This is a genomic window from Streptomyces sp. NBC_01478, assembly GCF_036227225.1.
GTDB lineage: Bacteria > Actinomycetota > Actinomycetes > Streptomycetales > Streptomycetaceae > Streptomyces.
In genome coordinates, this window is the sequence record NZ_CP109444.1 from 8,620,476 (window position 1) to 8,646,848 (window position 26,373).

At 71.7% G+C, this 26,373-nt stretch carries 29 protein-coding genes; 16 read left to right on the forward strand and 13 right to left on the reverse strand.

Annotated features, from left to right (window positions below; genetic code table 11):
* Positions 1-189: 189 nt before the first annotated feature.
* The 5 genes from OG223_RS38990 (at position 190) to OG223_RS39010 (ending at position 4,649) form a co-directional block, all read left to right on the forward strand.
* Complete coding sequence (locus tag OG223_RS38990) at positions 190-813, forward strand: hypothetical protein (protein WP_329259230.1); 624 nt, start codon at positions 190-192, stop codon at positions 811-813.
* A gap of 155 nt (positions 814-968) precedes the next feature.
* The gene (locus OG223_RS38995) at positions 969-1,610 is read left to right on the forward strand and encodes a sigma-70 family RNA polymerase sigma factor (RefSeq protein ID WP_329259232.1); all 642 of its coding nucleotides are present in this window, start codon (positions 969-971) and stop codon (positions 1,608-1,610) included.
* 95 nt (positions 1,611-1,705) lie between these two features.
* Positions 1,706-2,773, forward strand: coding sequence for an ABC transporter substrate-binding protein (locus tag OG223_RS39000; RefSeq protein WP_329259235.1), 1,068 nt, complete (start codon positions 1,706-1,708; stop codon positions 2,771-2,773).
* 2 nt (positions 2,774-2,775) lie between these two features.
* Positions 2,776-3,843, forward strand: a complete 1,068-nt coding sequence (locus tag OG223_RS39005) for a FecCD family ABC transporter permease (protein WP_329259238.1) — start codon at positions 2,776-2,778, stop codon at positions 3,841-3,843.
* Positions 3,840-4,649 carry an ABC transporter ATP-binding protein gene (locus OG223_RS39010; protein ID WP_329259242.1) on the forward strand — a complete coding sequence of 270 codons (810 nt, stop codon included), beginning with the start codon at positions 3,840-3,842 and terminating at the stop codon, positions 4,647-4,649. Before OG223_RS39005 ends, OG223_RS39010 begins: the two co-directional genes overlap by 4 nt.
* A gap of 56 nt (positions 4,650-4,705) precedes the next feature.
* Here OG223_RS39010 and OG223_RS39015 read toward each other — a convergent pair whose 3' ends face one another.
* Positions 4,706-4,921 carry a heavy-metal-associated domain-containing protein gene (locus OG223_RS39015; protein ID WP_329259244.1) on the reverse strand — a complete coding sequence of 72 codons (216 nt, stop codon included), beginning with the start codon at positions 4,919-4,921 and terminating at the stop codon, positions 4,706-4,708.
* A 206-nt stretch (positions 4,922-5,127) separates the two neighbouring features.
* Here OG223_RS39015 and OG223_RS39020 point away from each other — a divergent pair, with 206 nt between their 5' ends.
* The 4 genes from OG223_RS39020 to OG223_RS39035 all read left to right on the forward strand — a co-directional run bounded on the left by OG223_RS39020 (position 5,128) and on the right by OG223_RS39035 (position 10,713).
* Positions 5,128-6,555 (forward strand): MFS transporter, encoded by a 1,428-nt coding sequence (locus tag OG223_RS39020; protein WP_329259247.1) that lies wholly within the window; start codon positions 5,128-5,130, stop codon positions 6,553-6,555.
* 15 nt (positions 6,556-6,570) lie between these two features.
* Positions 6,571-8,391 (forward strand): asparagine synthase (glutamine-hydrolyzing), encoded by a 1,821-nt coding sequence (asnB, locus tag OG223_RS39025; RefSeq protein WP_329259249.1) that lies wholly within the window; start codon positions 6,571-6,573, stop codon positions 8,389-8,391.
* Positions 8,392-8,403: 12 nt separating this feature from the next.
* Positions 8,404-9,642, forward strand: coding sequence for a cytochrome P450 family protein (locus OG223_RS39030; protein WP_329259251.1), 1,239 nt, complete (start codon positions 8,404-8,406; stop codon positions 9,640-9,642).
* A gap of 138 nt (positions 9,643-9,780) precedes the next feature.
* Positions 9,781-10,713, forward strand: coding sequence for an isocyanide synthase family protein (locus tag OG223_RS39035; RefSeq protein WP_329259253.1), 933 nt, complete (start codon positions 9,781-9,783; stop codon positions 10,711-10,713).
* Positions 10,714-10,736: 23 nt separating this feature from the next.
* Here the strand turns inward: OG223_RS39035 and rpmF are convergent, their stop codons facing one another.
* The 6 genes from rpmF to OG223_RS39065 form a co-directional block, all read right to left on the reverse strand.
* The gene (gene rpmF / locus OG223_RS39040) at positions 10,737-10,907 is read right to left on the reverse strand and encodes a 50S ribosomal protein L32 (RefSeq protein ID WP_329259256.1); all 171 of its coding nucleotides are present in this window, start codon (positions 10,905-10,907) and stop codon (positions 10,737-10,739) included.
* Between the two features lie 99 nt (positions 10,908-11,006).
* Entirely contained in the window at positions 11,007-11,423 is a 417-nt protein-coding gene (locus OG223_RS39045; RefSeq protein WP_329259259.1) for a Fur family transcriptional regulator, read from the reverse strand.
* Entirely contained in the window at positions 11,423-12,262 is an 840-nt protein-coding gene (locus tag OG223_RS39050) for a metal ABC transporter permease (protein WP_329259262.1), read from the reverse strand. The genes OG223_RS39045 and OG223_RS39050 overlap by 1 nt, the downstream gene beginning before the upstream one ends.
* Positions 12,259-13,164, reverse strand: coding sequence for a metal ABC transporter permease (locus OG223_RS39055; protein ID WP_329259266.1), 906 nt, complete (start codon positions 13,162-13,164; stop codon positions 12,259-12,261). Before OG223_RS39055 ends, OG223_RS39050 begins: the two co-directional genes overlap by 4 nt.
* On the reverse strand, positions 13,151-13,984 hold the full coding sequence (locus OG223_RS39060) for a metal ABC transporter ATP-binding protein (protein WP_443073862.1): 834 nt from the start codon (positions 13,982-13,984) through the stop codon (positions 13,151-13,153). Before OG223_RS39060 ends, OG223_RS39055 begins: the two co-directional genes overlap by 14 nt.
* A gap of 83 nt (positions 13,985-14,067) precedes the next feature.
* Positions 14,068-15,042 (reverse strand): metal ABC transporter solute-binding protein, Zn/Mn family, encoded by a 975-nt coding sequence (locus OG223_RS39065; protein WP_329259271.1) that lies wholly within the window; start codon positions 15,040-15,042, stop codon positions 14,068-14,070.
* Positions 15,043-15,220: 178 nt separating this feature from the next.
* Between OG223_RS39065 and OG223_RS39070 the strand changes: the two genes are divergently transcribed.
* The 3 genes from OG223_RS39070 to OG223_RS39080 all read left to right on the forward strand — a co-directional run bounded on the left by OG223_RS39070 (position 15,221) and on the right by OG223_RS39080 (position 17,182).
* A complete protein-coding gene (locus tag OG223_RS39070; RefSeq protein ID WP_329259273.1) occupies positions 15,221-15,355 on the forward strand; it encodes a hypothetical protein in 135 nt (44 codons plus the stop codon).
* A gap of 34 nt (positions 15,356-15,389) precedes the next feature.
* The gene (locus OG223_RS39075; protein WP_329259276.1) at positions 15,390-15,569 is read left to right on the forward strand and encodes a hypothetical protein; all 180 of its coding nucleotides are present in this window, start codon (positions 15,390-15,392) and stop codon (positions 15,567-15,569) included.
* Positions 15,570-15,715: 146 nt separating this feature from the next.
* Positions 15,716-17,182, forward strand: a complete 1,467-nt coding sequence (locus OG223_RS39080) for a WGR domain-containing protein (protein WP_329259279.1) — start codon at positions 15,716-15,718, stop codon at positions 17,180-17,182.
* Positions 17,183-17,219: 37 nt separating this feature from the next.
* Here OG223_RS39080 and OG223_RS39085 read toward each other — a convergent pair whose 3' ends face one another.
* Together OG223_RS39085 and OG223_RS39090 are read right to left on the reverse strand one after the other, a co-directional pair.
* Complete coding sequence (locus OG223_RS39085) at positions 17,220-17,813, reverse strand: TetR/AcrR family transcriptional regulator (protein WP_329259282.1); 594 nt, start codon at positions 17,811-17,813, stop codon at positions 17,220-17,222.
* A 68-nt stretch (positions 17,814-17,881) separates the two neighbouring features.
* Positions 17,882-18,565: a DUF998 domain-containing protein gene (locus tag OG223_RS39090; RefSeq protein ID WP_329259285.1), complete on the reverse strand. Its 684-nt coding sequence runs from the start codon at positions 18,563-18,565 to the stop codon at positions 17,882-17,884.
* A 187-nt stretch (positions 18,566-18,752) separates the two neighbouring features.
* Here OG223_RS39090 and OG223_RS39095 point away from each other — a divergent pair, with 187 nt between their 5' ends.
* The 4 genes from OG223_RS39095 to OG223_RS39110 all read left to right on the forward strand — a co-directional run bounded on the left by OG223_RS39095 (position 18,753) and on the right by OG223_RS39110 (position 22,808).
* Positions 18,753-19,340, forward strand: coding sequence for a hypothetical protein (locus tag OG223_RS39095; protein ID WP_329259286.1), 588 nt, complete (start codon positions 18,753-18,755; stop codon positions 19,338-19,340).
* Positions 19,341-19,425: 85 nt separating this feature from the next.
* Positions 19,426-20,118, forward strand: coding sequence for an alpha/beta hydrolase (locus OG223_RS39100; RefSeq protein ID WP_329259288.1), 693 nt, complete (start codon positions 19,426-19,428; stop codon positions 20,116-20,118).
* 151 nt (positions 20,119-20,269) lie between these two features.
* Positions 20,270-21,670 (forward strand): carotenoid oxygenase family protein, encoded by a 1,401-nt coding sequence (locus tag OG223_RS39105; protein ID WP_329259291.1) that lies wholly within the window; start codon positions 20,270-20,272, stop codon positions 21,668-21,670.
* A gap of 169 nt (positions 21,671-21,839) precedes the next feature.
* Entirely contained in the window at positions 21,840-22,808 is a 969-nt protein-coding gene (locus tag OG223_RS39110) for an RNA polymerase sigma factor (protein WP_329259293.1), read from the forward strand.
* On the opposite strand, the gene OG223_RS39115 is transcribed toward OG223_RS39110, so the two are convergent.
* The 4 genes from OG223_RS39115 to OG223_RS39130 form a co-directional block, all read right to left on the reverse strand.
* The gene (locus tag OG223_RS39115; protein ID WP_329259296.1) at positions 22,782-23,369 is read right to left on the reverse strand and encodes a cysteine hydrolase family protein; all 588 of its coding nucleotides are present in this window, start codon (positions 23,367-23,369) and stop codon (positions 22,782-22,784) included. The genes OG223_RS39110 and OG223_RS39115 overlap by 27 nt on opposite strands.
* 38 nt (positions 23,370-23,407) lie before the next feature.
* Positions 23,408-24,829: an MFS transporter gene (locus OG223_RS39120; RefSeq protein WP_329259299.1), complete on the reverse strand. Its 1,422-nt coding sequence runs from the start codon at positions 24,827-24,829 to the stop codon at positions 23,408-23,410.
* On the reverse strand, positions 24,826-25,296 hold the full coding sequence (locus OG223_RS39125; protein ID WP_329259301.1) for a MarR family winged helix-turn-helix transcriptional regulator: 471 nt from the start codon (positions 25,294-25,296) through the stop codon (positions 24,826-24,828). The genes OG223_RS39120 and OG223_RS39125 overlap by 4 nt, the downstream gene beginning before the upstream one ends.
* A gap of 67 nt (positions 25,297-25,363) precedes the next feature.
* Positions 25,364-26,281, reverse strand: coding sequence for an alpha/beta hydrolase (locus OG223_RS39130; protein WP_329259304.1), 918 nt, complete (start codon positions 26,279-26,281; stop codon positions 25,364-25,366).
* Positions 26,282-26,373 lie beyond the last annotated feature (92 nt).

Consider the following 26,373-nt stretch of genomic DNA (forward strand, 5'->3'; position numbering starts at 1 on the left):
CGGGAGTGTATCGCCGAACGGTCGAGGCCCCTCTCCAAGGGGCCTCTCCACTAGAAGTCGGGCGGGAGGCCCGTTGAGTTCCCGCCCGTTTTTGTGGCCTGGGTCACATGCTGTGGATCGAGTGTGATGGGCTGTGGGTTTGCGTACCCACACGAGACGGCCGGCGTCCTGGTGCAAGGATGATGCGCCATGAGGCCAGGGCGGTGTTCTCGCGCGATACGGGCCGCGGTGTTCGCGGCCGTCTGCGTGCTGCTCGCGTCCCTGGGCCACGTCATGATGTCCGGGAACCACGTGCCCGCGTCGGCACTGGCCGCCGGGCTCGTCGCGACCGGTGCCGCGGGCTGGTGCCTGACGGGCCGTGAGCGCGGGCTCCCGCTGATCGTGACGGTCGTGGTCGCCGCCCAGGCGGTGCTCCACTCGGCGTTCTCGTATGCCTGGTCGGCAGCCGGCGCAACGGCCGCCACGGACACGGCCATGGGCTCGATGCGGATGGACTCCATGGACATGGGCGCGAGCCACATGGACGCCACGCCCATGGGCGCCCCGTCGACCGGCATGCTCATCGCCCACCTGCTCGCCGCGCTGCTGTGCGGGCTCTGGCTGGCCCACGGCGAGAAGGCCGCGTTCCGCATCCTGCGCGCCGTCGCCGGCCGGCTGCTGGCTCCGCTACGCCTGCTGCTCGCCCTGCCCGTGCCCATGGACCGCCCGCGCATCCGTGGGCGCCGTCTCTCGTCGGACCGGGCGCCGCGCCTTCTCCTCCTGGTCCACGCGATCACCTCGCGGGGGCCGCCGGCCCGGACCGCTGTCGTCTGAGGACAGCCGGTATCCCGAGGCCGCCTGTGAGGCATGCCCCGGGCCACGGCCCCACGTCCGCGCAAGCGCCGTAGGGCCGTCTCTTCCCACTCGCCGGACCGCCCGCGCTTCCGCGTGCCCTGGTCCGGATCACGGATGACCGAGAAGGACTCCAGGTGATCACTCCTGCCCTGCCCGCCGCGCGCGGCAAAGGCGAGAAGAAGTCGGCAGCTCTCGACGAGGCGATCACCGCGTGGGCGCTCGCCGCCCGAGGCGGTGACGCGAACGCGGTCGACCACTTCGTCCGGGCCCTGCAACGCGACGTCCAGCGGTACGTGGCCCATCTCTGCGGCGATCCGCAGGCCGTCGACGACCTGGCGCAGGACACGTTCCTGCGCGCGCTCGGCAGCCTGCACCGCTTCGAGGGCCGCTCCTCGGCGCGTACCTGGCTGCTGTCGATCGCCCGCCGGGCCGTCATCGACAGCTACCGGTACGCGGCCGCCAGACCCCGGCTGTCCGACGTACCGGACTGGCAGTTGGCGATCGAACGGGCCCAGCCGGTCGACCTGCCCGGCTTCGACGACGGTGTCGCGCTGCTCGACCTGCTGGCCTCGCTGCCGGACGAGCGCCGCGAGGCCTTCGTTCTGACCCAGTTGCTGGGCCTGCCCTACGCGGAGGCGGCCGAGGCGAGCGACTGCCCGATCGGCACGGTCCGCTCCCGCGTGGCACGGGCCCGGGCGGCCCTGACGGAGCTGCTCGCCGAGGACGGCGAGCCCACCGCGCCGGCGGTCCCGGCGCGGCAAGGCGTGCCGGCGTAGCGCCAAGTGGCGGGAACTCACGGGGAGTTCACCCCGACTACTGGACCGGGTGGCGGACGGTCGCCCATGTACCGAGTGGAACTTGGAGACTTGCGATGCGTTCTCGTGTGTGGGGATGTACGGCGGCCGTCGTGCTCGGCGGTCTGCTGGCGGCGGGCTGCGGTGCCGGAGCGAAGGGGACGGCCGAGGTGAGCGCCGGGAAGGCCGCCTCGGGTGACTACCCGGTGTCCGTCACGGACTGCGCGGGCGCCCGCACCACCTTCTCCGCCGCCCCGAAGAAGATCGTCACCAGCAACGCCTCCAGCCTGGAGCTGTTGCTCCGCCTCGGCGCCGGCGACAAGGTGATCGGCACCGGATTCCCGCCCGGCAAGGGCACGTTGACCGGCACGCTCGACGCGCAGGCGCAGCAGGTGAAGGTGCTCAGCCAGAGCGTGATCCCCAAGGAGAAACTGCTCGGCTCGGGCGCCGACCTGTACATCGACACCTTCGCGTCGATGGGCGGGATGGGCAACGGCATGGGCGACGCGCCGACCGCCGAGGAGTTCGAGGCGGCCGGGATCAGCCACATCTACCTGAAGTCCACCGCCTGCGCGGCGCAGAGCAAGAGCACGGTGACCGACCTGTCCGCCGTCGAGGCCGACATCACCTCCCTCGGCGCGGTCACCGGCACGAGCACCAAGGCGAAGGAGCTCGTCGACGGGATGAAGACGAAGGTGGCCGCGGTCCAGAAGGCGGTCGGCGCCACGGCGGAGAGCGAGCGCCCGACCTACTTCTTCTTCGACTACGACTCCGGCACCAAGCAGCCCACCGTCGTCTGCAACCGCCAGGTCGCCAACGCGGTGATCACCCTGGCCGGTGCCCGCAACGTCTTCGCCGACTGCGACGCCGACTACAAGCAGGTCGGCTGGGAGGACGTGATCGCCAAGAACCCGGACTGGATCCAGCTCGCGGTCCGCAACCGGGGGAGCGACGCGGCGAACGACAAGGCGTTCGCCGAAGCGGAGAAGTGGCTGAAGTCCAACGCGGCGACCAAGGGCCTGACGGCCGTCGAGGAAGGCCACTTCCTGTGCATCGGCTCCGAGCCGACCACCATCGCCGGGGTCGAGAACGCCGACACGGTCGAGGAGATCGCCAAGACCCTCTACCCGGGCAAGGTCGGCTGACGGTGGCCTCCTTGCTGGTACGGCCCGAGGCGCAGCCGGAGACACGCGGCCTGCGGGCGGGGCCGCTGGCCCTCGTCCTCGCCGTGGCACTGCTCGCGGCACTCACGGCCGCGGTCGCCCGGGGCTCGACGTCCATCCCGCCCGGCGAGGTGTGGGGCGTGGTGTGGCGACGCCTCTCCGGCGAGGCAGCGCGACCCGGCACGAACGACCTGATCGTCTGGCAACTCCGGCTCCCGCGCGCCCTGTTGGCGGCCCTGGTCGGTGCCGGACTCGGTCTCGTCGGTACGGCCGTACAGGCGCTGGTGCGCAATCCGCTCGCCGACCCGTATCTGCTGGGCATCTCCAACGGTGCCTCGCTGGGCGCGGTCGCGGCGATCGTGCTCGGCCTCGGGGCGGGCGGTGCGCTCGGACTGGGCCTGTCCGGCGCGGCGTTCGTGGGAGCCCTGGCCACCTTCGCGCTCGTCTGGGCGACCGCCCGCCGGGGAGGCGGATTCGCCCCGCTGAGGCTGGTGCTGGCGGGGGTCGCGATCGGCCAGTTCCTGTCCGGCTTCACCAGCTACCTGGTCCTCCAGGCGGGGGACGAGCAGCAGACCCACAGCGTGCTGTTCTGGCTCATGGGCAGCCTCAGCGGGGCGAGTTGGCCCCTGCTCGCCGTGCCCGCCGTCGCCGTACCGGCCGCCTGGCTCTGTCTCCAGGCCCGCGCCCGCGGACTGAACGCCCTCCTCATGGGCGACGAGACCGCGGCCGGGCTCGGCGTCGACGTCACCCGGCTGCGGCGCGAACTGTTCACCGTGACAAGCGTGTTGACCGGCGTCCTGGTCGCGGTCTCCGGCGCGATCGCGTTCGTCGCGCTGATGGTGCCGCACGTCTGCCGCCTGGTCGTCGGCGGCGACCACCGCCGACTGCTGCCCCTCTCCGCGCTGTTCGGCGCCGTACTGCTGGTGGTGGTCGACATCGTCTGCCGTACGGCGATGGACACACAGGAGCTGCCGGTCGGCGTGGTGACCTCGCTGCTCGGGGCTCCGGCCCTGCTGTATCTGCTCGATCGGCGTCTGGGGAGCGACAGTTGAGGATCGACATCGAGGACCTGCATGTCGCGTACGCCGGACGTACGGTCGTGGCGGGCGCCCATCTCATGGCGGCCGAGGGCGAGATCACCGGCCTGGTCGGCCCGAACGGCAGCGGCAAGTCCACGCTCCTGCGCACCGTCTACCGGCATCTACGGCCCACCGCCGGACGGGTGTTGCTGGCCGGCGCCGATCTGCGGGAGATGACCCCGGCGCGGTCGGCCCGGCATGTGGCCGCTCTGCCGCAGGAGCGGGGGAGCGACTTCGAGTTGAGCGTGCGCGAGGTCGTCGCCATGGGGCGCACCCCCTACAAGCGGGCCTTCGCGGGCGAGGACGCCACCGACCGGGACATCGTCGCCCGCGCCCTCGCCGACGTCGGCATGGCCGGCCACGCCGGACGCCGTTTCACGGCCCTGTCCGGCGGCGAACGCCAACGCGTCCTGCTGGCCCGGGCGTTCGCGCAGCGCCCGGACGTCCTGGTCCTGGACGAACCGACCAACCACCTCGACATCCGCCACCAGGTGGAGCTGCTCGCCCTGTTGCGCGTCCGGCGCCGTACGACCCTGGTGTCGCTGCACGACCTCAACGCCGCCGCGTCGGTCTGTGACCGGCTGCATGTCCTGCACCAGGGAGCCGTGGTGGCTTCCGGACCGCCGCGCGAGGTGCTCACGCCGGGGTTGATGTCGGCGGTGTTCGGCGTGCGGGCGGCGGTGATCGACCATCCGCTGACCGGCGACCCGTTGATCGCCTTCGACCATCGGGCGCCCGCCGGCGCGGAGTTGGCCGAGGCGGTGGAGACAGGCGGGTGAGCCGGGACGGGCAGGAGGACGACGGGGGTGACGCCGTCCTGCCCGTCCCGGCTCGGTCAGGCGGCGACCGGGTCGGCGACGGTGTACCCGGCCTCGACGACGGCCGCGCGCAGCCGCGCGTCGTCGAGGTCCGTGCCGTGCACGGTGACGGAGTTCGCGGCGACGTCGACCACGACCTCGCTCACGCCCGCCACCTCGGACACCTCCTCCCTGACGCTCGCCGCGCAGTGCTCGCAGGTCATGCCGGTGACGGTGTACCGCTTCTGAGCCATGGGGAACTCCTGTTGTCCTGAGGGTCGGTTGTTGTCTCGGGGATCGCTTCAGTAGTCGGCCGAGCGGGGCGCGGAGTTCCCTCCTTCGGCCCGGACATCGCTCACTGTTTTGCCGGCCGCCGCCCGGGAACTCACCCCGGATTTCCCCCGACTTGTGGGACGAGGCTGCTGTCCGGCAGCCCACCCGTGAGGGGAGGGGCACAGAGGTGACGCACCGAAGTCCCGGTTCGGAACAGCCCGGCCGAGCATCCGCCGGCCCGGCACAGGAGGACCGCTGGCTGCTGGTGGCGGTGGCGGGCGTGCTGTCGTTCATCGCGATGCTCGACATGAACATCGTCAACGTGGCCCTGGCGGACATCGCCGACGGTCTGCACGTCTCCGCCGCGACCGCGCAGTGGGCCGTGCTGGGCTATCAACTCCCCGTCGTGGCCCTGCTGTTGCCGGTCGGCCGCTGGCTGGACGGGGTGGGGCCGCGCTCGGCGGTGCTGATGGCGGCCGCCGGGTTCGGACTGTGCAGCGCCCTTGCCGCCGCCGCTCCCTGGGCGGCCTGGCTGATCGCGGCCCGCCTCGCGCAGGGCGCGTTCGGGGCGGTGCTGTTCGTCCTGATGCCGGTGCTCGCGATCCTTTCCGTACGACCGGAGTCGAGGGCGCGGGCGATGAGCGTCCCCGCGACGCTCGGCCCGCTGGGCGCGGTGACCGGACCGGCGGTGGGCGGGCTGCTGCTCGACCATCTGGGCTGGCGGGCCGTCTTCCTGGTCAAGATCCCGTTCTGCGTGCTCGCGCTGGTCGTCGCCTGGAAGGCGATGCCGAGGAGCGGCAGGCTGCGGGCACCCGATCGCCGGTCCATGACCGACGCCCTGCTGGTGGCCGCCGGCGTCGCGGCCCTGCTGCTGGCGCTCACGCTGACGGCGGACGACCCGGCCTGGTCGCTCCTCGCCCTGGCCGCCGTACCGCCGCTGAGGCGGTGGCTGCGCGGCCCCGGCGGACGTCCGGTGACCGGCGTACTGCGCACAACGGGACTGTTCCCGGCCCATGGGGCGGTGCTGGCCCTCGCGGCAGGCTTCGCCGCCATGCACTACGTCGTCGCCCTGCACCTCCAGCGCGACGACGGGCTGAGCGCCACCACGACCGGCCTGACCGTGCTCGCCTTCCCGCTCGGCATGGGTCTGGCGGGCCCGTTCGGCGGACGGCTCGCCGACCGGTTCGGCGCGTGGCCGGTCGCGGTCACCGGCGCCGCGGTCACCGCCGCAGGACTGCTCCTGCTCGTCCCGCTCGGCGACGGCTGGTCGACGGCGGACGTGGCCTGGCGGCTGGCGCTGGCCGGCACCGGCATGGGGCTGTACGGCGGTCCGACCCAGGCCCTGGTCATGGGCGCCGCGCCGCCCGACCGGACGGCGACCGTCGGTTCGACGGTGCAGCTCGCCCGCAGCCTGGGCTTCACCCTCGGCCCGGCCCTGGCCACCACTGCCTGGGCGTTGGCCGGCGGAGCACGGGCGGGGCTCGCCCTGGCCGCCACGGCCGCCTGTCTCGCCGTAGCCCTGCTCGCCCTGTCCGGCGGGAGGTCCACGCCCGTGCCAGCGAAGCCAGAGAAGCCCGAGAAGACCGCCGATGCGGCGCCCGCCGCCCACCACTGACCCAGGAGCCTCCTCATGTGCGGAATCACCGGCTGGGCGTCCTTCCGTCACGACGCCCGCACCCAGGCCCCGGTCATCGAGGCCATGACCGCCACCCTCACCCCGCGCGGCCCCGACGCCGGAGGCGTGTGGCTCGGCGAGCACGCCGCGATCGGCCACCGCCGGCTGTCCGTCATCGACCTGGCGGGCGGCGTGCAGCCGATGACCGACCGGCGGTCCGACACGGTGCTCAGTTACAGCGGTGAGGTCTACAACCACCATCAACTCAGGTTGGAACTACGCGGGTTGGGGCACGAGTTCCGCACCCGCAGCGACACCGAAGTGGTGCTGCGCGCCTACGCCGAGTGGGGCGAGGCGATGGCCGACCGACTGGAGGGCATGTTCGCCTTCGCCGTCTGGGACGAGCGCGCCCGGCGCCTGCTGCTGGTCCGCGACCGGCTCGGCGTAAAACCCTTGTACTGGGCGGCGGTTGACGGCGGCCTCGCCTTCGCGTCCGAGCCCAAGGCCCTGTTCGCGCACCCGGAGATACAGCCCCGCGTGGACGCCGACGGCCTCCGGGAGGCGTACAGCCTGCTCTTCAACACCGGGCCGACCGTGTGGTCCGGCGTCCGCGAGGTCGAGCCCGGCGGCCTGCTCGTCCTGGACCGGGACGGCGTCCGAGAGCGCCGTTACTGGCAGTTGGAGGCGGGCGCCCACGGCGACGACCAGGACACGACCGTCGAGCGGATCCGCGAGCTCGTCGGAACGGCCGCGCGCAGCCAACTCGAAGCCGACGTCCCCCTGTGCAGCCTGCTCTCCGGCGGCCTCGACTCCACCGTCCTGACCGCCCTGCTCGCCGACGAACTCCGGCTGCGCGAGGGCCAGGACGCCCGTATCCGCTCGTACGCCGTCGACTACAGCGACCAGGCGTCACGGTTCACGGGGGACGTGCTGCGCACCGGCCACGACACCCCGTTCGCCACCGAGGCCGGCGCCTTCATCGGCACCGACCACAGCACCGTCGTCCTCGACCCGCTCGCCCTGCTCGACCCCGAGCACCGCAAGGCGGTCGTCGTGGCCCGTGACTCGCCGATCGGCGTCGGCGACATGGACACCTCGCTGTACCTCCTCTTCGGCGAGATACGACGGCACTCGACCGTCGCCCTGTCCGGCGAGGCGGCGGACGAGGTCTTCGGCGGCTACCCCTGGTTCCACCATCCCAAGGCACTCGCCGCGGACACCTTCCCCTGGCTGCTGGTGACGGGCGACGAGGCCGCGATGCCGCTCAACCCCGAACTCGACCTGCGCATAGGGGAGTTCCGTGCCGACACCTACCGCAGCGCGCTGGCCGCCGTACCGCATGCGGGCGACGAGACACCCGCCGAACACCGGCAGCGCGAGCTGCAGCACCTCTCCCTGACCCGCTGGCTGCGCCAACTCCTGCACCGCAAGGACCGGTTGAGCATGGCGCAGGGCCTGGAGGTCCGGGTCCCGTACTGCGACCACCGGCTCGTCGAGTACGCCTTCAACACCCCCTGGGCGCTGAAGAGTCACGACGGCCGGGAGAAGAGTCTGCTGCGCGCGGCCGGTACCGGCCTGGCACCGGAGTCGGTCCTGTGGCGCCCCAAGAACCACTACCCGGCCACCCACCACCCCGACTACAACCGCGGCCTCCAGAGCATGGCCCGCGACGCCCTCGCCACCGAACAGGTCCGCGCCCTGGCCGACGAGACCCGCATCAAGCCCAGCCTCGACACCCCGCCCGACCAACTGGAGTGGGGCCACCGCCTGCGGCTGGAGCGCGTCGTCGACCTCGCCCTCTGGCTCGACCACCACCAGCCCGAACTCGCCCTCTGAGGAGCCTCGTTCATGACCGTCCAAGAGCCTGTGGCCGAGCCCGTACCGCTGATGGGCTGCCCCTACAAGGCCGACCCCTATCCCCTCTACGAGGAGATGCGCGAAGCGGGCCCGGTCCACCGCGTCCTCTTCCCCAGCGGTGTACGGGCGTGGCTCGTCACCGGCTACGAAGCCGCCCACTCCGCCCTGAACGACGACCGTCTCGGCAAGAACCACGAGCGCGGCAACGACAGTTGGCGGGCCCGCGCCTCGATCATGCCGGAGCCGCAGCACTCCCGGCTCCAGGTCCACCTGCTCCACCAGGACCCGCCGCAGCACACCCGCATGCGGAGCTTCGTGACCGACGCGTTCACGCCCCGCCGGATCGAGGAACTCCGCCCGCGCTTCCAGGAGTTGGCGGACGCACTCGTCGACGCCCTGCCCCCGTCCGGCCCCGTCGATCTCGTGTCGGGCTTCGCCGCCCGCTTCCCCTTCCAAGTGCTCGCCGAAGTCATCGGCCTGCCACGGGAGTTGGCGGACCGCTTCGACCGCGACTGGGGCAAGGTCGTCCAGCCGGTCGGCCCCACCGACCCCGGACGGCCGCGCTACGAAGCCCGCCTGCACGGCCTCCAGAGCTATATCGCCGAGGTCGTCGCCCACAAGCGCGAACACGGGGAGGACGACCTGCTCAGCCGCCTCGTCGTGGCCCGTGACCGCCGCGAACTGTCCCAGGAGGAGCTGGACTCGATGATCTTCCAGCTCCTGGTCGCCGGCCAGGAACCGGTCACCAACCAGATCACCACCGCCCTGATCGCCCTCTTCCGCAACCCGGACCAGCTCACCCGCCTGCGCGACGACCCCGCTCTCCTGCCCCGCGCGGTCGAGGAACTCCTGCGCTACGACAGCGCCTTCGAGCTGACGACCTGGCGCTTCTTCGACCAGGACAGCGACCTGCACGGCACCGAGGTCCCGGCCGGCGACTCGGTGATCGTCTCCCTGTGCGCGGCCAACCGCGACCCGCGCCGCTTCCCGGACCCCGACACCCTCGACCTCGACCGCTCCCCGAACCCCCACCTGGCCTTCGGCCACGGCATCCACTTCTGCCCCGGCGCCGCCCTCGCCCGCGCCGAACTCCAGACCGCGCTCGGCACCCTCCTCGCCCGCCTCCCCGGCCTCCAACCGGCCGTCAGGGACGAGGACATCGAGTGGATCCCGGCCGTCCTGGGCCGCGGCACGAACCGTCTCCCCGTCGGCTACGACCGACGCCTCTGACCCGGGCCCCCGGATGACCGGGGCGGGCGAGAACGCCCGCCCCGGCTCCGCCTGACCCGCCCCACCGGCACACCGCGCCCGGCCACGACCTGCCACGGCGCCATGCCGTCATGCCCGCACGTCTCCCGGAGGAACACCATGCCGTCGACAACCACGCCGGACACGCTCCCCACGAGCACCGGCGCCGCGATCCTGAACCTGCTCCTGCCGCACCACCGCACGACCGACCGGAGCCACGCCCCGGCCGAGGCGTTCCCTCGACAACTGGGCCGGATCGCCGACTTCGTCCGCGCGGGCGCCCCCATCGCCTTCACCCTGCCCGGCTTCCCGTGCAAGTCCCCCAACCCGGCCAAGGTCCTCGGCCACCTCCCCGACATGGGCGAACGCCTCTCCCTCACCTTCCTGAACACCCTGTGCACGGAGATCGAGCGCGTCTACCCACCGGGCGCCCGCATGGTCATCTGCTCCGACGGCCACGTCTTCGGCGACCTCATCGGCGTCCCCGACGGGCACATCGACGCCTATGCCGACGAACTCCGCCTACTCATAAGTGATTTGGGCCTGGAGAGACTGTCGGTCTTCGACCTGCGCGACGTCCTGGGCGATCTGCCGCACGACGCGAAACGCGTCCATGTCCACGAGCGGTACGCACCCACCCTCGACGCCCTGCGCACCGAGATCCGCGCCGACGACAACGCGCTGGCGCTGTACCGGGGGATCACCCGGTTCCTCGTGGAGGACACCGCCGACCACCGCGGCACCCGCTCGGCGCTGCAACGCGCCTGCCGGCAACGGGCGTACGGCGTCATCCAGCGCAGCCGCGCCTGGGGCGACCTCGTCGCCGACCACCACCCCCACGCCGTACGCCTGTCCATCCACCCCCAGCCCGTCGGCGCACCCAAGTTCGGCATCCGCCTCCTCGACGCGCCCGATGCCTGGACCACGCCGTGGCACTCCGCGGCCCTGCGCCGCGAGGACGGGACCTGGACGCTCATGCCCCGGGACCGGGCGACCCGATGGGGCCGGGTGATCGAGCGCGACGGCAGACCGAGTCACTTCGAGCAGGCCTGATCAGGGGGAGGCTTACGCAGTTGTCAGCCCTCGGGGCGCAGCAGCCCGCGCTCGTACGCCTTCGCCAGCCGCTGGGGCACCAGGTACGGGACGCCGTCGATGGTGACCGGCACGAGCGCCGGCGTGGCCGCCTTCCACTGGGCGCGCCGGTGGCGGGTGTTGCTGCGGGACATCTTCCGCTTGGGAACGGCCATGGGGTTCTCCTTGACGACGGTGACGGGTGTCGGTGAGCCGACGTTATATGAAAATGGATGCCATTATCAACATGGTGATGCGGCCATCGCCGCGCCGGCCTACGACGCGCGGCACCGCGGGCACAGACCGCTCAGCTCGACGGTGTGCTCGACCTCCGCGAAGCCGGAGGTGTCGGCCACCCGCCCGGCCCAGCTCTCGACCGCCTCCGAGTCGACCGGGATGCTCAACCCGCAGGCACGGCACAGCAGATAGTGCTGATGCCCGGGGAACGGCCGGTGCCGGAACAGGCGTTCACCACCCCGGTCGCGTACGACGTCGGCGCGGCCGGCGTCCACGAGGGCGGCCAGGGTGCGGTAGACCGTGTTGAGGCCCACCCGCGCGCCCTGCATCCGCAGTTCGCCGTGCAGGGCGCGGGCGCCGACGAAGCCGCCGCGGTCGATCAACGCCCTGACCACGCTGGCGCGTTGGGCGGTACGGCGGCCGATGAGATCCAGGTCGTCGGCCGGTACGCCCATCACGCCTCCGCGAGTCCGACGCGGGCGCGGGGCCGGCGTACGGCGATCATCGCGACCGCGTAGACGGCCGTGGCGACGGCCATGATGGCGAAGCTGGGCGGCAGTTGGGGGACGGAGTAGCTCAGGGCGAGGCCCGCCCACATCTCCGCCACCGCGAGTCCCGCGGACAGGGCGAGGGAGTGGTAGGGCCGGTCGGTGAGGTGCGCCGCGGCTCCGGCGGGGGCGGCGAGCAGACCGAGCAGCAGCAGTGAGCCGACCGCCTGGGCCGCCTCGGCCGCGCAGGCACCGACCAGGATCAGGAAGACGAGCCCCAGCAGCCGTACGGGCACGCGGCGGGCCGCCGCCACCGCCTCGTCGACGGAGGCGAAGAGGAGAGGACGGGCGATCGCGAGGACGGCGAGACAGATCAAGCCCGCGACGAGGGCCGCCAGTTCGGCCTGACCGGAGGAGAGGCCGAAGATCGAGCCGAAGAGGACGTTGACCCCGGCGGTGCCGTTCCCCGTGTTGCGGGACGTGGTGTAGAGGGTGAGGAAGAAGACGCCCAGGCCCAGGATCCAGGAGAAGACGCTGCCGATGGCGACGTCGTCGGTACGACCGCGGGGGCCCAGCGCGCCGAGCAGCACCGCGAACAGCACGGTGGCCGCGAACAGCCCCAGCCGCAGGTCGTAGCCGAGTGCGAGAGCCGCGAGCGCCCCGGTGAACGCGACGTGGCTGAGCGCGTCGCCGGTGAACACCTGGGCGCGCAGCACCAGGAAGTGGCCCACCAGGCCGGCCGCCAGGGCGATCGCGGTGCCGGCCAGCAGCGCGTGCACGAAGTACGGGTGCGTGAAGGCGCTCATACGACGGCACCCGCTCCCGCGAACCGACGCCTGTCCACGGCCGAGTCGAGGGTGCGGGCCGCGCGGGCCAGGACGTGGACGGCGAACGCGAAGGTCGTCACGTAGAAACCGATCGGGTACGGCGAGTAGTAGGCGGCGATCAGCCCGGTCCAGGTCACCGCGAGCGCGATGAGCACCGACAGCGCCAGGCTCAACGCGGGCCGTGCGGTGAGCTGTTGGGCGGCAGCGGCCGGCATCACCAGCAGGGCGAACACCAGCAGCGTGCCGGTGATCTGACTGGCCTCCGCGGTCGCCGTCCCGAGCAGGACGAGGAAGACCACGGACAGCGCCCGCACCGGCACCCCGCGTCCGACAGCGACGTTCTCGTCGACGGAGGCGAACAGCAGCGGACGTCCGATGACCGCCAGCACGCCGAGCGCGAGGGCCGCCGCGACCGTCAGCACCGTCACCTGGGCGGTGGTGATGCCCAGGAAGCTGCCGAACAACAGGGAGTTGACCCCGCCGAGGAACCCTTTGTAGAGGGCGACGAAGAGGAATCCGCAGGCCAGCAGGAACGCCTGGACCGTGCCGGTCAGCGCCGACTCCTGGCCGCTGCCGCCCTGCCCGGCGCGCGGTATCGCGGCGATCACCAGGGCGCCGCCGACGCAGAACGCGAAGTAGCCGAAGCCCGCACCGATGCCCAGCAGCGTCGCGCAGGCCGCGCCGGGAAAGCTGACCAGGGCCAGCGTGTGTCCGGCGAAGCTCTGCCGGCGCAGCACCATGAACCAGCCCATCACGGCGGCCAGCACGGCCACGACCGTACCGGCCCGGAACGCGTTGACCATGAACGGGAACGCCCAGATCTGCTGGAGGTCGGTCACCGGATTCCACGACCAACCGGCGCTCGCGTCAGCCCAGTTCACGGCCGCCTCCCTCCGCGTGCCGGTCGGTGTGGCGGGCGGGTGCCTCGGGCTGGCCGACGACCACCAGCCGCCCGTCGCCGGTGCGCAGCACCTCCACCGGCACGCCGTACAGCCGCGACAGCGTCTCGGTGGTGATCACCTCCCGCGGACGGCCCGCGACCGCACCGCCCTCCGCGATGTACACCACCCGGTCCAGCCACGGCAGGATCGGGTTGACGTCGTGCGCGACCATGACGACGCTGACGCCGGCCTCCCGGCAGATCCGCCCGATCAGCGCGGCGACCGCGCCCTGGTGCGACAGGTCGAGGCTGTCCAACGGCTCGTCCAGCAGCAGCAGTTCGGGGCCGCGGACCAGTGCCTGCGCGATCAGCAGCCGCTGCTGCTCCCCGCCCGAGCACTCGCCGATCGGCCGGTGCGCGTACGCGCTCGCGCCGACCAGCTCGACGACCTCGGCGATACGGTCCCGGGCCGCCCGGCGCCGGGCACTGAACCGGGCGGGCACCGGCAGCGGTACGCCCCAGCGGTCGCCGTCCAGGCCGAGGCGCACGATGTCGGTGCCGCGGATGCGCAGGCTCGCGTCGAAGCTGCGGCGCTGCGGCAGATAGCCGACGCGGTGGCCCACCCGGCCGGGCGCCTCGCCCAGCACACCGACCTCACCGGCGGCGGGAGGCAGGATGCCGAGCAGCACCTTGACCAGGGTCGACTTGCCGACCCCGTTGGGACCGAGGACGGCCACGAACTCCCCGGCGCCGACGTCCAGATCGACACCGGACCACAGGGTGCGGCCGCCGACGCGCACGGCGGCGCCGCGCAGCGACACGACGGGGGAGGGCGGCTCGGCCGCTTGTCCAGGGACCCGGTGCCGGACCAAGTCCCCCGCCCGGGTCACCGGTTTCACCGTGCTCACCTGCCCGTCGCCTGCCCCAGGGCCTTCTCGATGCCCTCCAACTGCCGTACCTGCCAAGCCTGGAAGGAGGCCCCGGCCGGAGTGAGGGTCTCGGTCACCGTCGCGACCGGTATGCCCTCGGCCTTGGCCGCGTCGACCTGGGCCTGTACGTCCGGGGTGGCGTTCTGGCTGTTGTAGACGTACACCTTGATCAGCTTCTGGCTGATCTGCCGGTCGATCGTCTGCTTGTCCCTGGCCGTCGGGTCGGTGCCTTCGCTGATGGCGTCCAGGAAGGACTCCGGCGTGAGCATCTTCAGGCCGAGCCCTTCGGCGAGCGGGGTCACGATGGACTCCGAGGCGCCGATCGGGGTGTTGGCGTACTTGGCCTTGATGGCGGCGATCAACTTGTCGTACGGCGCCAGGGTCTTGGTCTCGAAGGTCGTCTTCCGCGCGTCGAAGTAGGCGGCGTCGGCCGGGTCCAGCTTCTTGTAGTCGGCGGTGATCCTCTCGATGACCTGGTGGACGTTGTCCGGCGAGTACCAGCGGTGCGGGTTGCCGCCCGGCTTGATGCCCACCAGGTCGCCGACCTTCAGATCGGTACGGCCGCTCTCGGGGTTGGCGGACAGCAACTTGTCCGCCCAGGCGTCGTAGCCGATGCCGTTGACGATCGTGTACTGGGCGCCTGCCACCAACCGGCCGTCGGCCGCGGTCGGTTCGTAGTCGTGCGGGTCGGCGTTCGGGTTGTTGATGATGCTCTTGACCTGCGCGTGGGTGCCGCCGAGTTGGGTGGCGATGCTGCCCCAGAAGTTCTCCGCCGCTACGACCTTGACGGTTCTGCCCGCCGTCGTCGACCCGGCGTTCGCGGTGTCGTCGGAAGAGGCGGTGGAGCAGCCGCTGACGGCGGTCAGCACCGCGAGGGCGGCCGAGCCTCCGACGGCGATGCGTGCGGGGCGGGATCGGTATCGGGATAGGGGGGTGCCGGCAGTGCGCACGACGGGGTTCTCCTTGACGGGCTGAGGGACCTCACACGTGGGCCGGGCCCCGTGGAGCGGAACACCTCCGACCGTAGATGGAAACGATTTTCACCACCATGGGGTAATACTCAATAATGACAATCATTACCGATTCTTGGCCTGTGCGGGGCGTGGTGCGGGCGGCGGAGTTGTCGGTGTGTTCGTGCCGCGTGCCGGCAGCGAGTCGCCCTCGACGTCCACGTTCGGTACGGCACGGTCCAGCCCGTTGGGCAGCGCCGAGGCCGGTTTCGCCGACACGTCGATCCCGGCGGCGGTGGCGTCCGCGACGTAGGCCCGGCCGCCCGCGTCGGTCGACGAGGGTCGCGTTGAAGGGCGAGGTGCGCGAGGGCCCCCTCGACATCATCGGCATCCCGGTCTTCGCGACGCCGCACGGCTATGCCGATCTCGCCGCCAACGGCCTGCTCGCGCCGGAGGTCGCGGAGCGCGGTCTGGACGACGTGATCGCGTTCGTCCTGCGGGGCTGTGCACCGGACGCACGGGTCTGACGCATCCGACGTGCCTGACGGGCACTCAACCCCCCGCGGAACCACCCGAATCCTGCCCGGGGCCTCGATGTCAGTGGAGACCACTAGTTTGGAGTCACTGGAGATCGGCCGTAGCGGCCGACCGGGTCTTTGGGGAGGGGTGTGCTGTGTCCGCTGCGCAGACACGACAGTCGGGGAACACGACGTATCTGGAGCTCTCGCAGGAGAGCGGCGGTGCGCACAAGTTCTACGAGGTGACTGTCGAGGGGACCACCGTCTCCGTGCGGTACGGGCGGATCGGGGTGGACGGGCAGCGCCAGATCACCACCTTCCCGACCGGCGAGAAGGCGAAGGCCGCGGCGGCGAAGAAGATAGCCGAGAAGGTGCGCAAGGGGTACGCGCCCGCCGTCCAGGGGCAGCGGGCGGCCCGCGCCGTGACGCGCCGTCAGGTGACGTCCGCCCCGTCGACGGCGCGGGCGACCGCCCCGGTGCTGTGGCGGTTCCGTACGGGCGCCTCGGCGTTCGGCATCCATGTCGACGAGGACCGCTGCTGGGTCGGCAACCAGAACGGCAATGTCTACAACCTGAGCCACGACGGCGAGGTGCTGGCGCACTACTCCCTGCCCGACGGCGTCAAGTGCCTTGTGGCGGACGACTTCTGGATCTACGCGGGCTGTGACGACGGCCGGGTCTACGACCTCTCCTCGAAGGTGCCGTTCGCGGCCTACGACATCGCCGCCGAGGTGGACATCTTCTGGCTGGACATCCACGCGGGCGTGCTGAACGTCTCCGACCGCAACGGCGGTCTGACGGTCATCGACCACGAGGACGAGCTCCAGTGGTCGCGCAACTCGTCCGGGGACAACGCCTGGATGGTGCGGGCCGACGACCACGCCGTCTACCACGGCCACAGCCACGGCGTGACGGCCTACGCGGCGGACGGCGCCAGGCAGCTCTGGCACACCGCGACCACCGGCAATGTGCTCTTCGGCTGGCAGGAGGAGAACGCGGTCTACGCCGGGACGGGCCGCCGGGTCGTCCAGCGGCTCGCGAAGTCCACCGGGGCGATCGAGGCCTCCTACCAGTGCGACGCCGCCGTGTACTCGTGCGCCACGTCCCCCGGCGGGCGGTACGTCTTCGCGGGCGACTCGGCGTCCTCCGTCTACTGCTTCACCGCCGACGGCACCCGCCTGTGGAAACTCGGCACGGGTGGCGGCTCGGCGCTCTCCATGCAGTACCACGACGAGCGGCTGTACATCGTCTCCACGGACGGCTCACTCGCGTGCGTCGACGCGAGCGAGGCCGCGATCAACGCCGCGCAGTCGGGCACCGTCCCCGTCGCCGCGGACATCAAGCTGGCGGCCGCCATGCCGACGTACGCACCACTGACCACCGCCGCGTCCGTCGCCACGGTCAGCGCTGTTCCCGCCCCCGGGAGCGGAGTCGTCGTGGAGTGCTTCGAGCACGGAGGCCGAGTGCGCGTGCATGTGGTCTCCGAGGGCTACGACTCGGGATGGAACGTCCAGTTCCCGCGGGCGATCCGCGAGCCCGGCGCCCGCTATGTGGTGGACGCGCTGCACTCCTCCTCGGCCGGCTTCTACCGGGTGCGTGGGGAGATCAGGCGCCTGGTGTGACCGGTGACCGGCCCTCGGTCTCCCCGGCGCGCACCCGCTACCCCTGCTCCCGTGAAGGCTTCGGCCAACTGTCCAGCAACTGCTCGTCCGTCAGCGCCGACGCGCCCTCCGCCGCCGGCCCCGCCAGCCCGAACCCGACCATCAGCACCTCCGCGTAGCGGCGCCAGGCGTCCGGTGCCACGTCGTGCGTGCGGTCGGCGACGGCGCCGATCATGTACAGGAAGGCGTACACGTCGGCGCTGGCGAAGTCCTCGCGGACCGCGCCCGCCGCCACGGCTCGTTCCACGAGGCCGTCGACGAGGCGGCCGAGCTGGTCGCGGGTCCGGGCGACCGGTCCCGTGTCGACGCTCGCGTTGGCCAGGATGACCTCCAGGGCCCGGTCCTCGGCCCGCCACTGTGCCGCCGCCATCAGGTAGTGCCGTAGCGACTGGGCCGGGTCCGGCAGTTCCGTGGCCTTGGCCGCCAGGTGCAGGAACACCGCGAAGCGTTCCGTGAACAGGGCGTCCACCAGTGACTGGAGGTCCGGGAAGCGGCGGTAGACCGTGCCGACGCCGATGCCCGCCTCGCGGGCGATCTCGTTGAGAGGGACCGTGGCCCCTCGCCGGGCGAACAGGCGGTCGGCCGTCGTCATGATCAGACGGCGGTTCCGCTCCGCGTCCGCTCGCAGCGGGCGTGGGCGTTGGTGCTGGGTATCCGGGCTCACGCCGGGACATTCTCCGGCATCTTCGCCCCGGCGGTGCGGCGCGCCTGCCTGACCAGGAGCGATACGCCCGTTACGACGCTCCACAGCAGCCATGAGTAGACACCGCCCCGCTCGAAGATGCCGGCCGTGCTCGTCGAGGCCCCCACGAACGCCTCGCTCAGCAGGCCCAGGGCGCCGACCGCGATGCTGAACACGCGGTACGCGCGCGGCAGTCGGAGGCTCCGCAGCGAGCCCGCCATGATCACGACCGTGTTCGCGCACAGGATGGCGACCGACGCGCCCGCGACGTGCAGCGCCAGGCTGTAGGCCGGGCCGGCCGGGGAGCCGTGGAACAGACCGACCAGCAGGAAGCCCACCGCGTGCGCGCCCGCGAGGGCGATGACGACACGGCGCGCACGGCCCGTGAGCAGCGGGACCGCCAGCAGCACCACACCGATCGCGAGCAGGACGCCCTGGACGATGAACGACGTGTTCATCAGCACGTGATCCGGCGAACAGATGGTGCGGCCCTGATAGCGCGTGCCGCAGTTGGGGACGCCCAGGTCGCTGATGTAGTTCGTCGCGTAGCTGTAGGGCGGGCTGGTCCAGGCGGCCGCGGCGACCGCCTCGGACACCACCCACTGCACCGCGTTCAGCACCAGGACGGCGGCTCCCAGTGGAAGCCAGTTCTTGCGTGACATCGGGACTTCCATCACCGCTTCTCACCACTCCTCTCGACAGGTCATGCGCACCACCCTACATTAAGTGGATGAAACTATCCGGTTAGGCGTCGACGGTGGTGTGGCGGGCGTCACATCGCAAGGTTCGAACTTCGAGGGCCGCCGTGCATCTAGTCGGCGTCCACTCCACTCCACCGAGGAACAATCAATGTTGGCTTATCTGCCTGGATTCGCCCCCTGGATCGTCGCCGGCGTCCTCTCGTCCTTCGACTGGCGCTGGGGCGCGATCGGCGGTCTCGTCACGGGGCTGCTGATGATGCTGAACGACCGTCGCCGCGGGATCGGCTTCGACGCGCTGGTCCTGGAGATCAGCACCCTCGCGTACTTCGTCGTGCTCGGCGCCGTCTCCGTCGCCCGGCCGGACTCCTCGCTGGCCGACCGCACCGACGTCATCTCGTTCGTCTGGCTGGCCGCCACCGCGTGGGGGAGTCTGGTGGTCTGGAGCCCCTTCACGCTGGGCATCGCCAAGCGGCAGACCCCACGCGAGTACTGGGACACACCGGGGTTCCTCCAGGTCAACAACTACATCACCAGTGCCTGGGGAGCCGGCTTCACCTTCATCGCCGTCAGCCTGGCCGTCGCCAACGCGGTGGACGCCCCGGTGTGGGTGGGCATCACCGCCCATGTCGTCGGGCTCGTCGCCCCCGCGATCTTCACGAAGGTCTACCCCGCCCGGGTCCAGGCACGGCTCATGGCCCTGGCGCAGGCCCAGCCGCAGGTGCGGGCCGTTCCGTAACGGCACCACCCCACGAACCGGCACCACCCCACTCGCGCCACCGACCGGCACCAAATCACCCACCCAACAAAGGAGTTGGCGCATCATGAGCACAGCGAAGAACGTCGTTCTCGTGCACGGCGGTTTCGTCGACGGATCGGGCTGGCGGGGCGTCTACGACGCGCTCCGCGCCGACGGCTACCACGTGAGCGTCGTCCAGAACCCCACCCTGTCCCTCGAAGGCGACGTCGCCACGACCAAACGGGTCCTCGACGCCCAGGACGGCCCGACCGTACTCGTCGGACACTCCTACGGCGGCGCGGTGATCTCCGAGGCCGGCACCCACGCGAACGTGTCGGCGCTCGTGTACATCGCGGCGTTCGCGCCCGACAAGGGCGAGTCCGTGAACACCCTCATCGCCGACCCGCCGCCCGGAGCGCCCGTGCCGCCGATCCTGCCGCCCGTCGACGGGTTCCTCTTCCTGGACCGGGAGAAGTTCGCCGCGTCCTTCGCCGGTGATCTGCCCGCCGCCGACGCCCAGTTCCTCGCCGACTCCCAAGTGCCCTGGGGAGTGGACGCGTTGGCGGGCGCGGTCACCGAGCCCGCCTGGCAGACCAGGCCGAGTTTCTACCTCGTCGCCACCGACGACCGCATGATCCCGCCGCCCGCCCAGCGCGTCATGGCCGAGCGGGCCGGAGCGACCGTGACGGAGACCGCCGGCAGCCACGCCGTGTACGTGTCCAAGCCCGCCGAGGTCGCCGCGTTCATCGCGAAGGCGGCTTCCAGCCCCACCACTTGAGCCGCTGGGTCTTCTTCACCGGCAGTCGTGGCGGCCGCGGCGCTCAGCACGGCCGCCACCACCGCGGCGGCGGACCCGGCACCCCCCGCACAGGTGTCCGCCGCCGCGGCCAACTCCCGTACCCCTCAGCCCACTTCACCCGGAAAGCGGCATGACGAACGAGAACGAGAACGAGACCCCTGTTCCCCTCTACCTCCAGGGCCGCTTCGCGCCGGTCCCCGAGGAACACACCGCCGCCGAACTCACCGTACGGGGCACCCTCCCGCCCGACCTGGACGGCCGCTATCTGCGCAACGGCCCCAACCCGCTGCCCGGCGAGGACCGGGGGCACTGGTTCACCGGCCCCGGCATGCTCCACGGCATCCGGCTGCGCGGCGGCCGAGCCGAGTGGTACCGCAACAGGTGGGTCCGCACAAGGGAGTTGGAGGGCCACCCCTTCGTCCGCGCGGACGGCACCATCGACCTGGCCGCCACGCCCGCCAACACCCATGTGATCCGGCACGCCGACACCGTGCTCGCCCTGTGCGAGGTGGGCCTTCCCTACTGGGTCACGCCGGAGCTGGAGACCGAGGGGCCCTACGACTTCGGTGGGAAACTGACCACCGCGATGACCGCGCATCCCAAGGAGGACCCGGTCACCGGTGAACTGCACCTGTTCGGGACCGGGTTCGCGCCGCCGTACCTCACCTACCACCGGGTCACCCCGGAGGGCGTGCTGCTCGACAGCCGGCCGATCGACGTTCCCGGGCCGACGATGATGCACGACTTCGCCATCACCGAGCACCACATCGTGTGGCTGGACCTGCCCGTCGTCTTCGACCCCGTCCTGGCCGGGCGCGGCGGGATGCCGTACCGGTGGGCCGAGGCGTACGGCGCGCGGATCGGGATCATGTCCCGTGAGCACGGTTCCACCGACGTGCGCTGGTTCGACGTCGATCCCTGCTACGTCTTCCATGTGGGCAACGCCTATGAGGACGCGCAGGGGTGTGTGGTCCTGGACGCGGTGCGCTACGACGACGCCGGCTTCCGGAAGGTCTGGGGCGACATCGGCGGACCCACCGGGCAGAGCGTCCCGAGTGTGCCGAGCGGCCCGGTCGGGGTGCGGGAGCCGGGGCACACCCAGGCCCCCTCCGTCCTGTACCGGTGGACCCTGGACCCGGTGGCCGGCCGGGTCACCGAGTCCCAACTGGACGACCGCGAGGCCGAGTTCCCCACCCACAACGAGACCCTCACCGGGCGCCCGAACCGCTACCTCTACACCGTCAACGGTGACGGCATCGCCAAGCACGACCTCACCCGCCGGACCGGTGACGTCCACAAGACGCCCGGCAGCCGCTACTCCGGCGAGGCCGTCTTCGTACCGGCGTCGGACGGTACCGACGAGGACGCGGGCTGGCTCGTGTCGCTCGTCTCGGACGACGACGGCGCGGCGGGGGAGCTGCTCGTCCTCGACGCCTCGGACCTCGCGGTGCAGGCGGTCGTCGAGCTGCCGTACCCGGTTCCGTCCGGCTTCCACGGCAGTTGGCTGCCCGAGCCTGCCGAACAGGCCTGACTCCAGGGCGGGTTGACCGATCCGGGCGAGGGGGCCCACGAGGAGCCGTAGCGGCGTACCTTCCTCGGCAAGGGTCCCCTCGACCCGACACGTGCCGTCCATCCTGTGTTCACCGTCGGGTGGGAGAAGTGGGACCTCAAGAGCACGGGACCGAACTCCCCGGAGGTTCATGGTGACCCTCGACCGTCCCACGGATGAGGAACTCACCCGCAGGGCCCAGGCCGGCGAGTCCGGCGCCCTGGGGCTGCTGCTGACGCGCCATCAGGCGCCCATGCGCGCCGTCGCGTTGAGCCTGCTCGGCTACGGCCCCGATGCCGAGGACGCCGTCCAGGACGCCGCGTTGACCGCGCTGCGGCGGATCGGCGGCGTACGGGAACCGGCGGCCGTCGGGGCCTGGCTGCGGGCGATCGTACGGAACGCCTCCCGGATGAGGCTGCGGGCCGTCCGGGAGTTCCCCGGCCTCGACGGGCTGGAGTCCGCGCATCTGGGCGACCTCGTCGAGCCCGCGCAGCCGGAGCGGCTGATCGAGCAGCACGCGCTGCGGGACTGGATCTGGGACGCGGTGGAGGAACTGCCGCAGGAGCAGCAACTGGTGCTGATGCTGCGGCACTTCAGCGGGATCACCTCGTACCAGGAGATCGCCGAGGCCTGCGAGGTGCCGGTCGGCACCGTGCGCAGCCGGCTCAACCAGGCCCGGGCGAAGATGGCCAAGGTGCTGCTGTCGACCGCGACCGGTGGCCACGACGACGCCGCCGCGCTCACCGAGGACAGCCGGCAGGAGGCCGAGGTCACGCTGGACGGCGCCATGCGCGGCCAACTGCCGCCGGAGATCCTGGAGTTGTGGCCGGCGGAGACCGAACTGGTCGGCGTCCTCAACAAGGAGGGCGGACGCCTCCATCCCTTCCCGGCCATGCGGGAGACCCGGACCAAGGGCGTGACCCAGCATCTGCGTCATGTCGTGGCCAGCCGAGACATCGCCATCTGGGAGATGGAGGCGGTCAATCCCGCCGGTATCTCGAACCCCTGCCCGCCCACTCTCGCCTGGCTGATGTTCCGGCGCGAGGGGCGGGTGCGGAGGCTCCGGGTGGTGTTCCCGGGGGCGGGGGCGACGTCAGGTGGCGCGCAGCAGCTCTCGTAGCTCCGTGGTGTCGATGACGTGGGACCGGGACGGGAACACCTTCTCGACCAGCACCCGGTGGGTCTCGGCGTCGGGGTCGGCGACGCCGTCGGACAGGACGAAGATCCGGTAGTCGCGGTCGGCGGCGTCCATGACGGTGGACAGGACCACGCCGCTGGTGCTGATCCCGGCGAGCACCAGGGTGTCGATGCCGCGCTCGCCCAACTGCTCGTGGAGGTCGGTCGTGGAGCCGGAGCCGTAGCGGATCTTGCGGACGACGAGGTCGCCGTCCTCGGGGGCGAGCCGCTCGTCGATCCGGGTCGAGCCGTCCTCGTGGTGCAGCATCTTCGCCCCGGCGACCGCGCTGAAGGAGGCATTGTTCTCGGGGACCGCCGCCCAGTCGTCCTCGGTGAAGGCGACCCGGACGTAGCCGATGGCGCCGCCGGCGGCACGGACGTCGGCGATGGAGCCCCTGACCCGCTCGACGAGGGCGTCGGAGTCGGGGGCGACGGGGACGATGCCGTTCTGGAAGTCCATGACCAGCAGGGCGGTCCGCCCGGGGGTGATCGTGGGGGTGCTCATGTGCGGTTCTCCTTGAGGGGTTCTTGCTGAGGGGGCTGTCAGATGGTCGTGGTGCCGCGGCCCATCAGTCGCCGGTCCAGGACGGTCAGCAGCAGGACCGCGAGGCCCGCGCCGACCAGGACGAGGCCGAGGAGGTGCAGGCCGTGGTCGGTCACGCCGGAGCGGAAGACGATGCCGCCGATCACGGCGGAGGTGATCGTCCCGAGGTAGCCGAAGGTCCTGAACAGGCCGGAGGCGGTGCCGATTTGGTCCGGCGGCGCTTCCAGGTAGAGGGCGGTTTGGTTGCCGACGGTGGTGGTGGCCGAGGCGACGCCGAAGACCAGGGACACCAGCACGATCGCGAGCGCCGGGCTGTGCGAGGTGAGCAGCATGATCCCGGCCGAGCCGATCAGCATGGTCACCGCCGAGACGATCAGCGGGCCCCGGATCAGATTGCGGCGGGCCAGCGGGTGCGAGAGCAGCGCCGACACCGCGCCCATCGGCAGCAGCAGGAGTCCCGCCGTCACGCTGGACAGTCCGTGCGCGGCCTGCATCCACTGCGTCACGCCGTACATCACGGTGTAGGTGCCGAGCAGGGTGAGCGCCTGGCGCAGATAGGTGCGGGTGAGGGCGCCGTTGGCGGCGAGACCGCGGAAGTCGAAGAACGGTGCCGGCCTGCGCAGCTCCCACCACACCGTGGGCACCGCGGCCACGACGAAGACGGCGAGCGCGGCCCACCCGAGGCGGGGCAGGCCCATCAGGAAGACGACCAGCGCGCTCATCGCGACGGCGAAACCGAGGATGCCGGGCAGGTCGATCCGGTCGGCGACCCGTCGGAAAGCCCTGTCCGCGCGGTCGAGCGCCGGGTCCGCGGGCAGCCGGCGCAGCACCATCACCAGCGCGGTCAAGGTCACCGGGATGTTGATCAGGAACGCCCAGCGCCAGCCCGCGGCGCCGACCAGAAGTCCGCCGATCGGCGGGCCCACGGCGGCGGTGGCCATGCCCGCGATCGCGATCCCGCCGAGCACTCCGCCCGGCGGTGCGTCAAGACCGGCGTCCTGGGCGCGGCGCCGGATCAGCACCATCGCGCAGGGGAACGCGGCCGAGGTGCCGACGCCGACCAGGACCCGGGAGACGGTCAGCATCGCCAGGTTCTGCCCCAGGCCCCCGACCACCCCGCCGAGCAGCACCAGGACGATCCCGGCGAGGAAGATCCGGCGCGCCCCGAGCACCTCCGCCAGCTTCCCGGCGGTGGGCTGCGCCACGGCGCTGGCCAGATAGAGCGAGGAGACCAGTACGGCGGTGCTGCCGACCGCGACATGCAGCTCGGTGGCGATCGGCACCAGGGCGGTCGCGATGATGGAGCTGTTGACCGGGTTCAGGCCCGCGCCCACATAGAGCGGGGTCGTGAAGGTCCACCCGAAGGGCTTGCGCGCGAACTCGCGCGCCGGGGCAGTGGCCTCGCCGGTGTCGGTCCTCATATGCCGCCGTCGTTCAACTCGGCGGTGGCGAGCCGCTCCAGCAACTCGACGGCCTTCTCCACGTTCTCGCGCTCGTCCGGGGCGACCACCTGCTCGATGGCCCGCGCCAGGAAGGAGGCGCGCCCCGCGAGCAGTTGCTGGACCAGTTCGGTCGCGGACGGGTCGGCGCTCATCAGCTTCTTGCGGCCGTCCTGCGCGTCGGGCTCGCTGCGGACCAGCCCGGCGGCCTTGAGCACCGCGAGGCTCTGTGCGATGGACTGCGCGCTGACGCGCTCCAGCACGGCCAGGCGCGCGGCGGTGACGGGCCCCTCCCGCACGACACTCGCCAGCACGCCGAGCTGCGTGAGGGTCAGGCCGGTCGCATGCTGGCCCGACTCCGCGCGCAGCCGTGCGCGCAGCCGGGTCATCGCGTCGTTGAGCCGCTGAGCGGTCGCGACGGACTGCTCCGGCGCGGGGTTCGTGGTCATGGATCCAACGTAAAACTACACAAGCAACTTTGCCAAGTTACTTGTGTAGTTTCCGCTGTCTGCTGGATCACACCGCCAGGTGGGTGTCGAAGAAGCCGCTCAGCTTCTCCACGGCGGGCGTCACGTACGCGTCCTTGTCATAGAGGTCGACGTGCGAAGCGTCCTCGATCCACGCCAACTCCTTTGGCCCGTGCGCCTTTTGGAACGCCTCCACGCTCATCCAGGACGTCACCGCGGCCCGCCCGACGACCAGCAGCAGCGGCCGCGGCGCGATCAGCGCGACGGACGCGAACGTGTCGAAGGCGGCGATGCGGTCCACGCTCGTCCAGGTCAGCGACTTGGCCGAGCGGGGGTGCCCGGCGCGCGGAGTGCAGTAGTACTCCCAGCCCTCGTGGACGTGCGGGCCGCCCGCGCGCGCCTCCTCCTCGGTGGCGGGGAAGACCGGGAAGCGCCGGACGTCCGCACCACCGGCCTCCGCGGTACGGGCCGCGGAGGCGGCGGCCAGCATGCCTTCGATGACGGCCGGGTCCTGGGCGCCGTCCGCGCCGAGCCGGAACTGCCGTGACATGTCTACGGCGCTGACCGTGCCCACGGCCCGGATGCGCGGGTCGGTCGCGGTCGCCGCCAGGGCGTAGCCGCCCGAGGCGCAGACGCCCAGCGCCCCGATGCGGCCGGGGTCGACCTCGTCGAGGGTGCCGAGGAAGGAGACGGCGGCCTTGAGGTCCTCGACCCGCTGCCCCGGATCCTCCAGACCGCGCGGCTCGCCCTCGCTCTCGCCCTGGTGGGCGGCGTCGAAGGCGAGCGTGACGAACCCGCGCTCGGCCAGCAGGCGGGCATACAGACCGGAGGCCTGTTCCTTCACCCCGGTGCCGGGATGCCCGACCACGATCGCGGGACGCGGCACCCCCGGCGTCTCCTCGTCCGGGGTGTAGAGATGACCGGCGAGCTTCAGGCCCGCGCTGAGGAAGGTGACATCGGTACGCATGAGGGTGCACTCCAGTCGGAGGTGGGGGAGCCGGTGTACGGCCATGCCCCCACCGTCACTCCACCCCGCCCGGCGCCACCAGGGACGGCTCT

Coding starts and splice junctions, on each gene's coding strand:
- OG223_RS38990 (WP_329259230.1), top strand. CDS start 190: ATGAGGCCAGGGCGGTGTTCTCGCGCGATACGGGCCGCGGTGTTCGCG.
- OG223_RS39000 (WP_329259235.1), top strand. CDS start 1,706: ATGCGTTCTCGTGTGTGGGGATGTACGGCGGCCGTCGTGCTCGGCGGT.
- OG223_RS39015 (WP_329259244.1), bottom strand. CDS start 4,921: ATGGCTCAGAAGCGGTACACCGTCACCGGCATGACCTGCGAGCACTGC.
- asnB (WP_329259249.1), top strand. CDS start 6,571: ATGTGCGGAATCACCGGCTGGGCGTCCTTCCGTCACGACGCCCGCACC.
- OG223_RS39030 (WP_329259251.1), top strand. CDS start 8,404: ATGACCGTCCAAGAGCCTGTGGCCGAGCCCGTACCGCTGATGGGCTGC.
- OG223_RS39035 (WP_329259253.1), top strand. CDS start 9,781: ATGCCGTCGACAACCACGCCGGACACGCTCCCCACGAGCACCGGCGCC.
- rpmF (WP_329259256.1), bottom strand. CDS start 10,907: ATGGCCGTTCCCAAGCGGAAGATGTCCCGCAGCAACACCCGCCACCGG.
- OG223_RS39045 (WP_329259259.1), bottom strand. CDS start 11,423: ATGGGCGTACCGGCCGACGACCTGGATCTCATCGGCCGCCGTACCGCC.
- OG223_RS39050 (WP_329259262.1), bottom strand. CDS start 12,262: ATGAGCGCCTTCACGCACCCGTACTTCGTGCACGCGCTGCTGGCCGGC.
- OG223_RS39085 (WP_329259282.1), bottom strand. CDS start 17,813: ATGACGACGGCCGACCGCCTGTTCGCCCGGCGAGGGGCCACGGTCCCT.
- OG223_RS39090 (WP_329259285.1), bottom strand. CDS start 18,565: ATGTCACGCAAGAACTGGCTTCCACTGGGAGCCGCCGTCCTGGTGCTG.
- OG223_RS39095 (WP_329259286.1), top strand. CDS start 18,753: ATGTTGGCTTATCTGCCTGGATTCGCCCCCTGGATCGTCGCCGGCGTC.
- OG223_RS39100 (WP_329259288.1), top strand. CDS start 19,426: ATGAGCACAGCGAAGAACGTCGTTCTCGTGCACGGCGGTTTCGTCGAC.
- OG223_RS39105 (WP_329259291.1), top strand. CDS start 20,270: ATGACGAACGAGAACGAGAACGAGACCCCTGTTCCCCTCTACCTCCAG.
- OG223_RS39110 (WP_329259293.1), top strand. CDS start 21,840: ATGGTGACCCTCGACCGTCCCACGGATGAGGAACTCACCCGCAGGGCC.
- OG223_RS39115 (WP_329259296.1), bottom strand. CDS start 23,369: ATGAGCACCCCCACGATCACCCCCGGGCGGACCGCCCTGCTGGTCATG.
- OG223_RS39120 (WP_329259299.1), bottom strand. CDS start 24,829: ATGAGGACCGACACCGGCGAGGCCACTGCCCCGGCGCGCGAGTTCGCG.
- OG223_RS39125 (WP_329259301.1), bottom strand. CDS start 25,296: ATGACCACGAACCCCGCGCCGGAGCAGTCCGTCGCGACCGCTCAGCGG.
- OG223_RS39130 (WP_329259304.1), bottom strand. CDS start 26,281: ATGCGTACCGATGTCACCTTCCTCAGCGCGGGCCTGAAGCTCGCCGGT.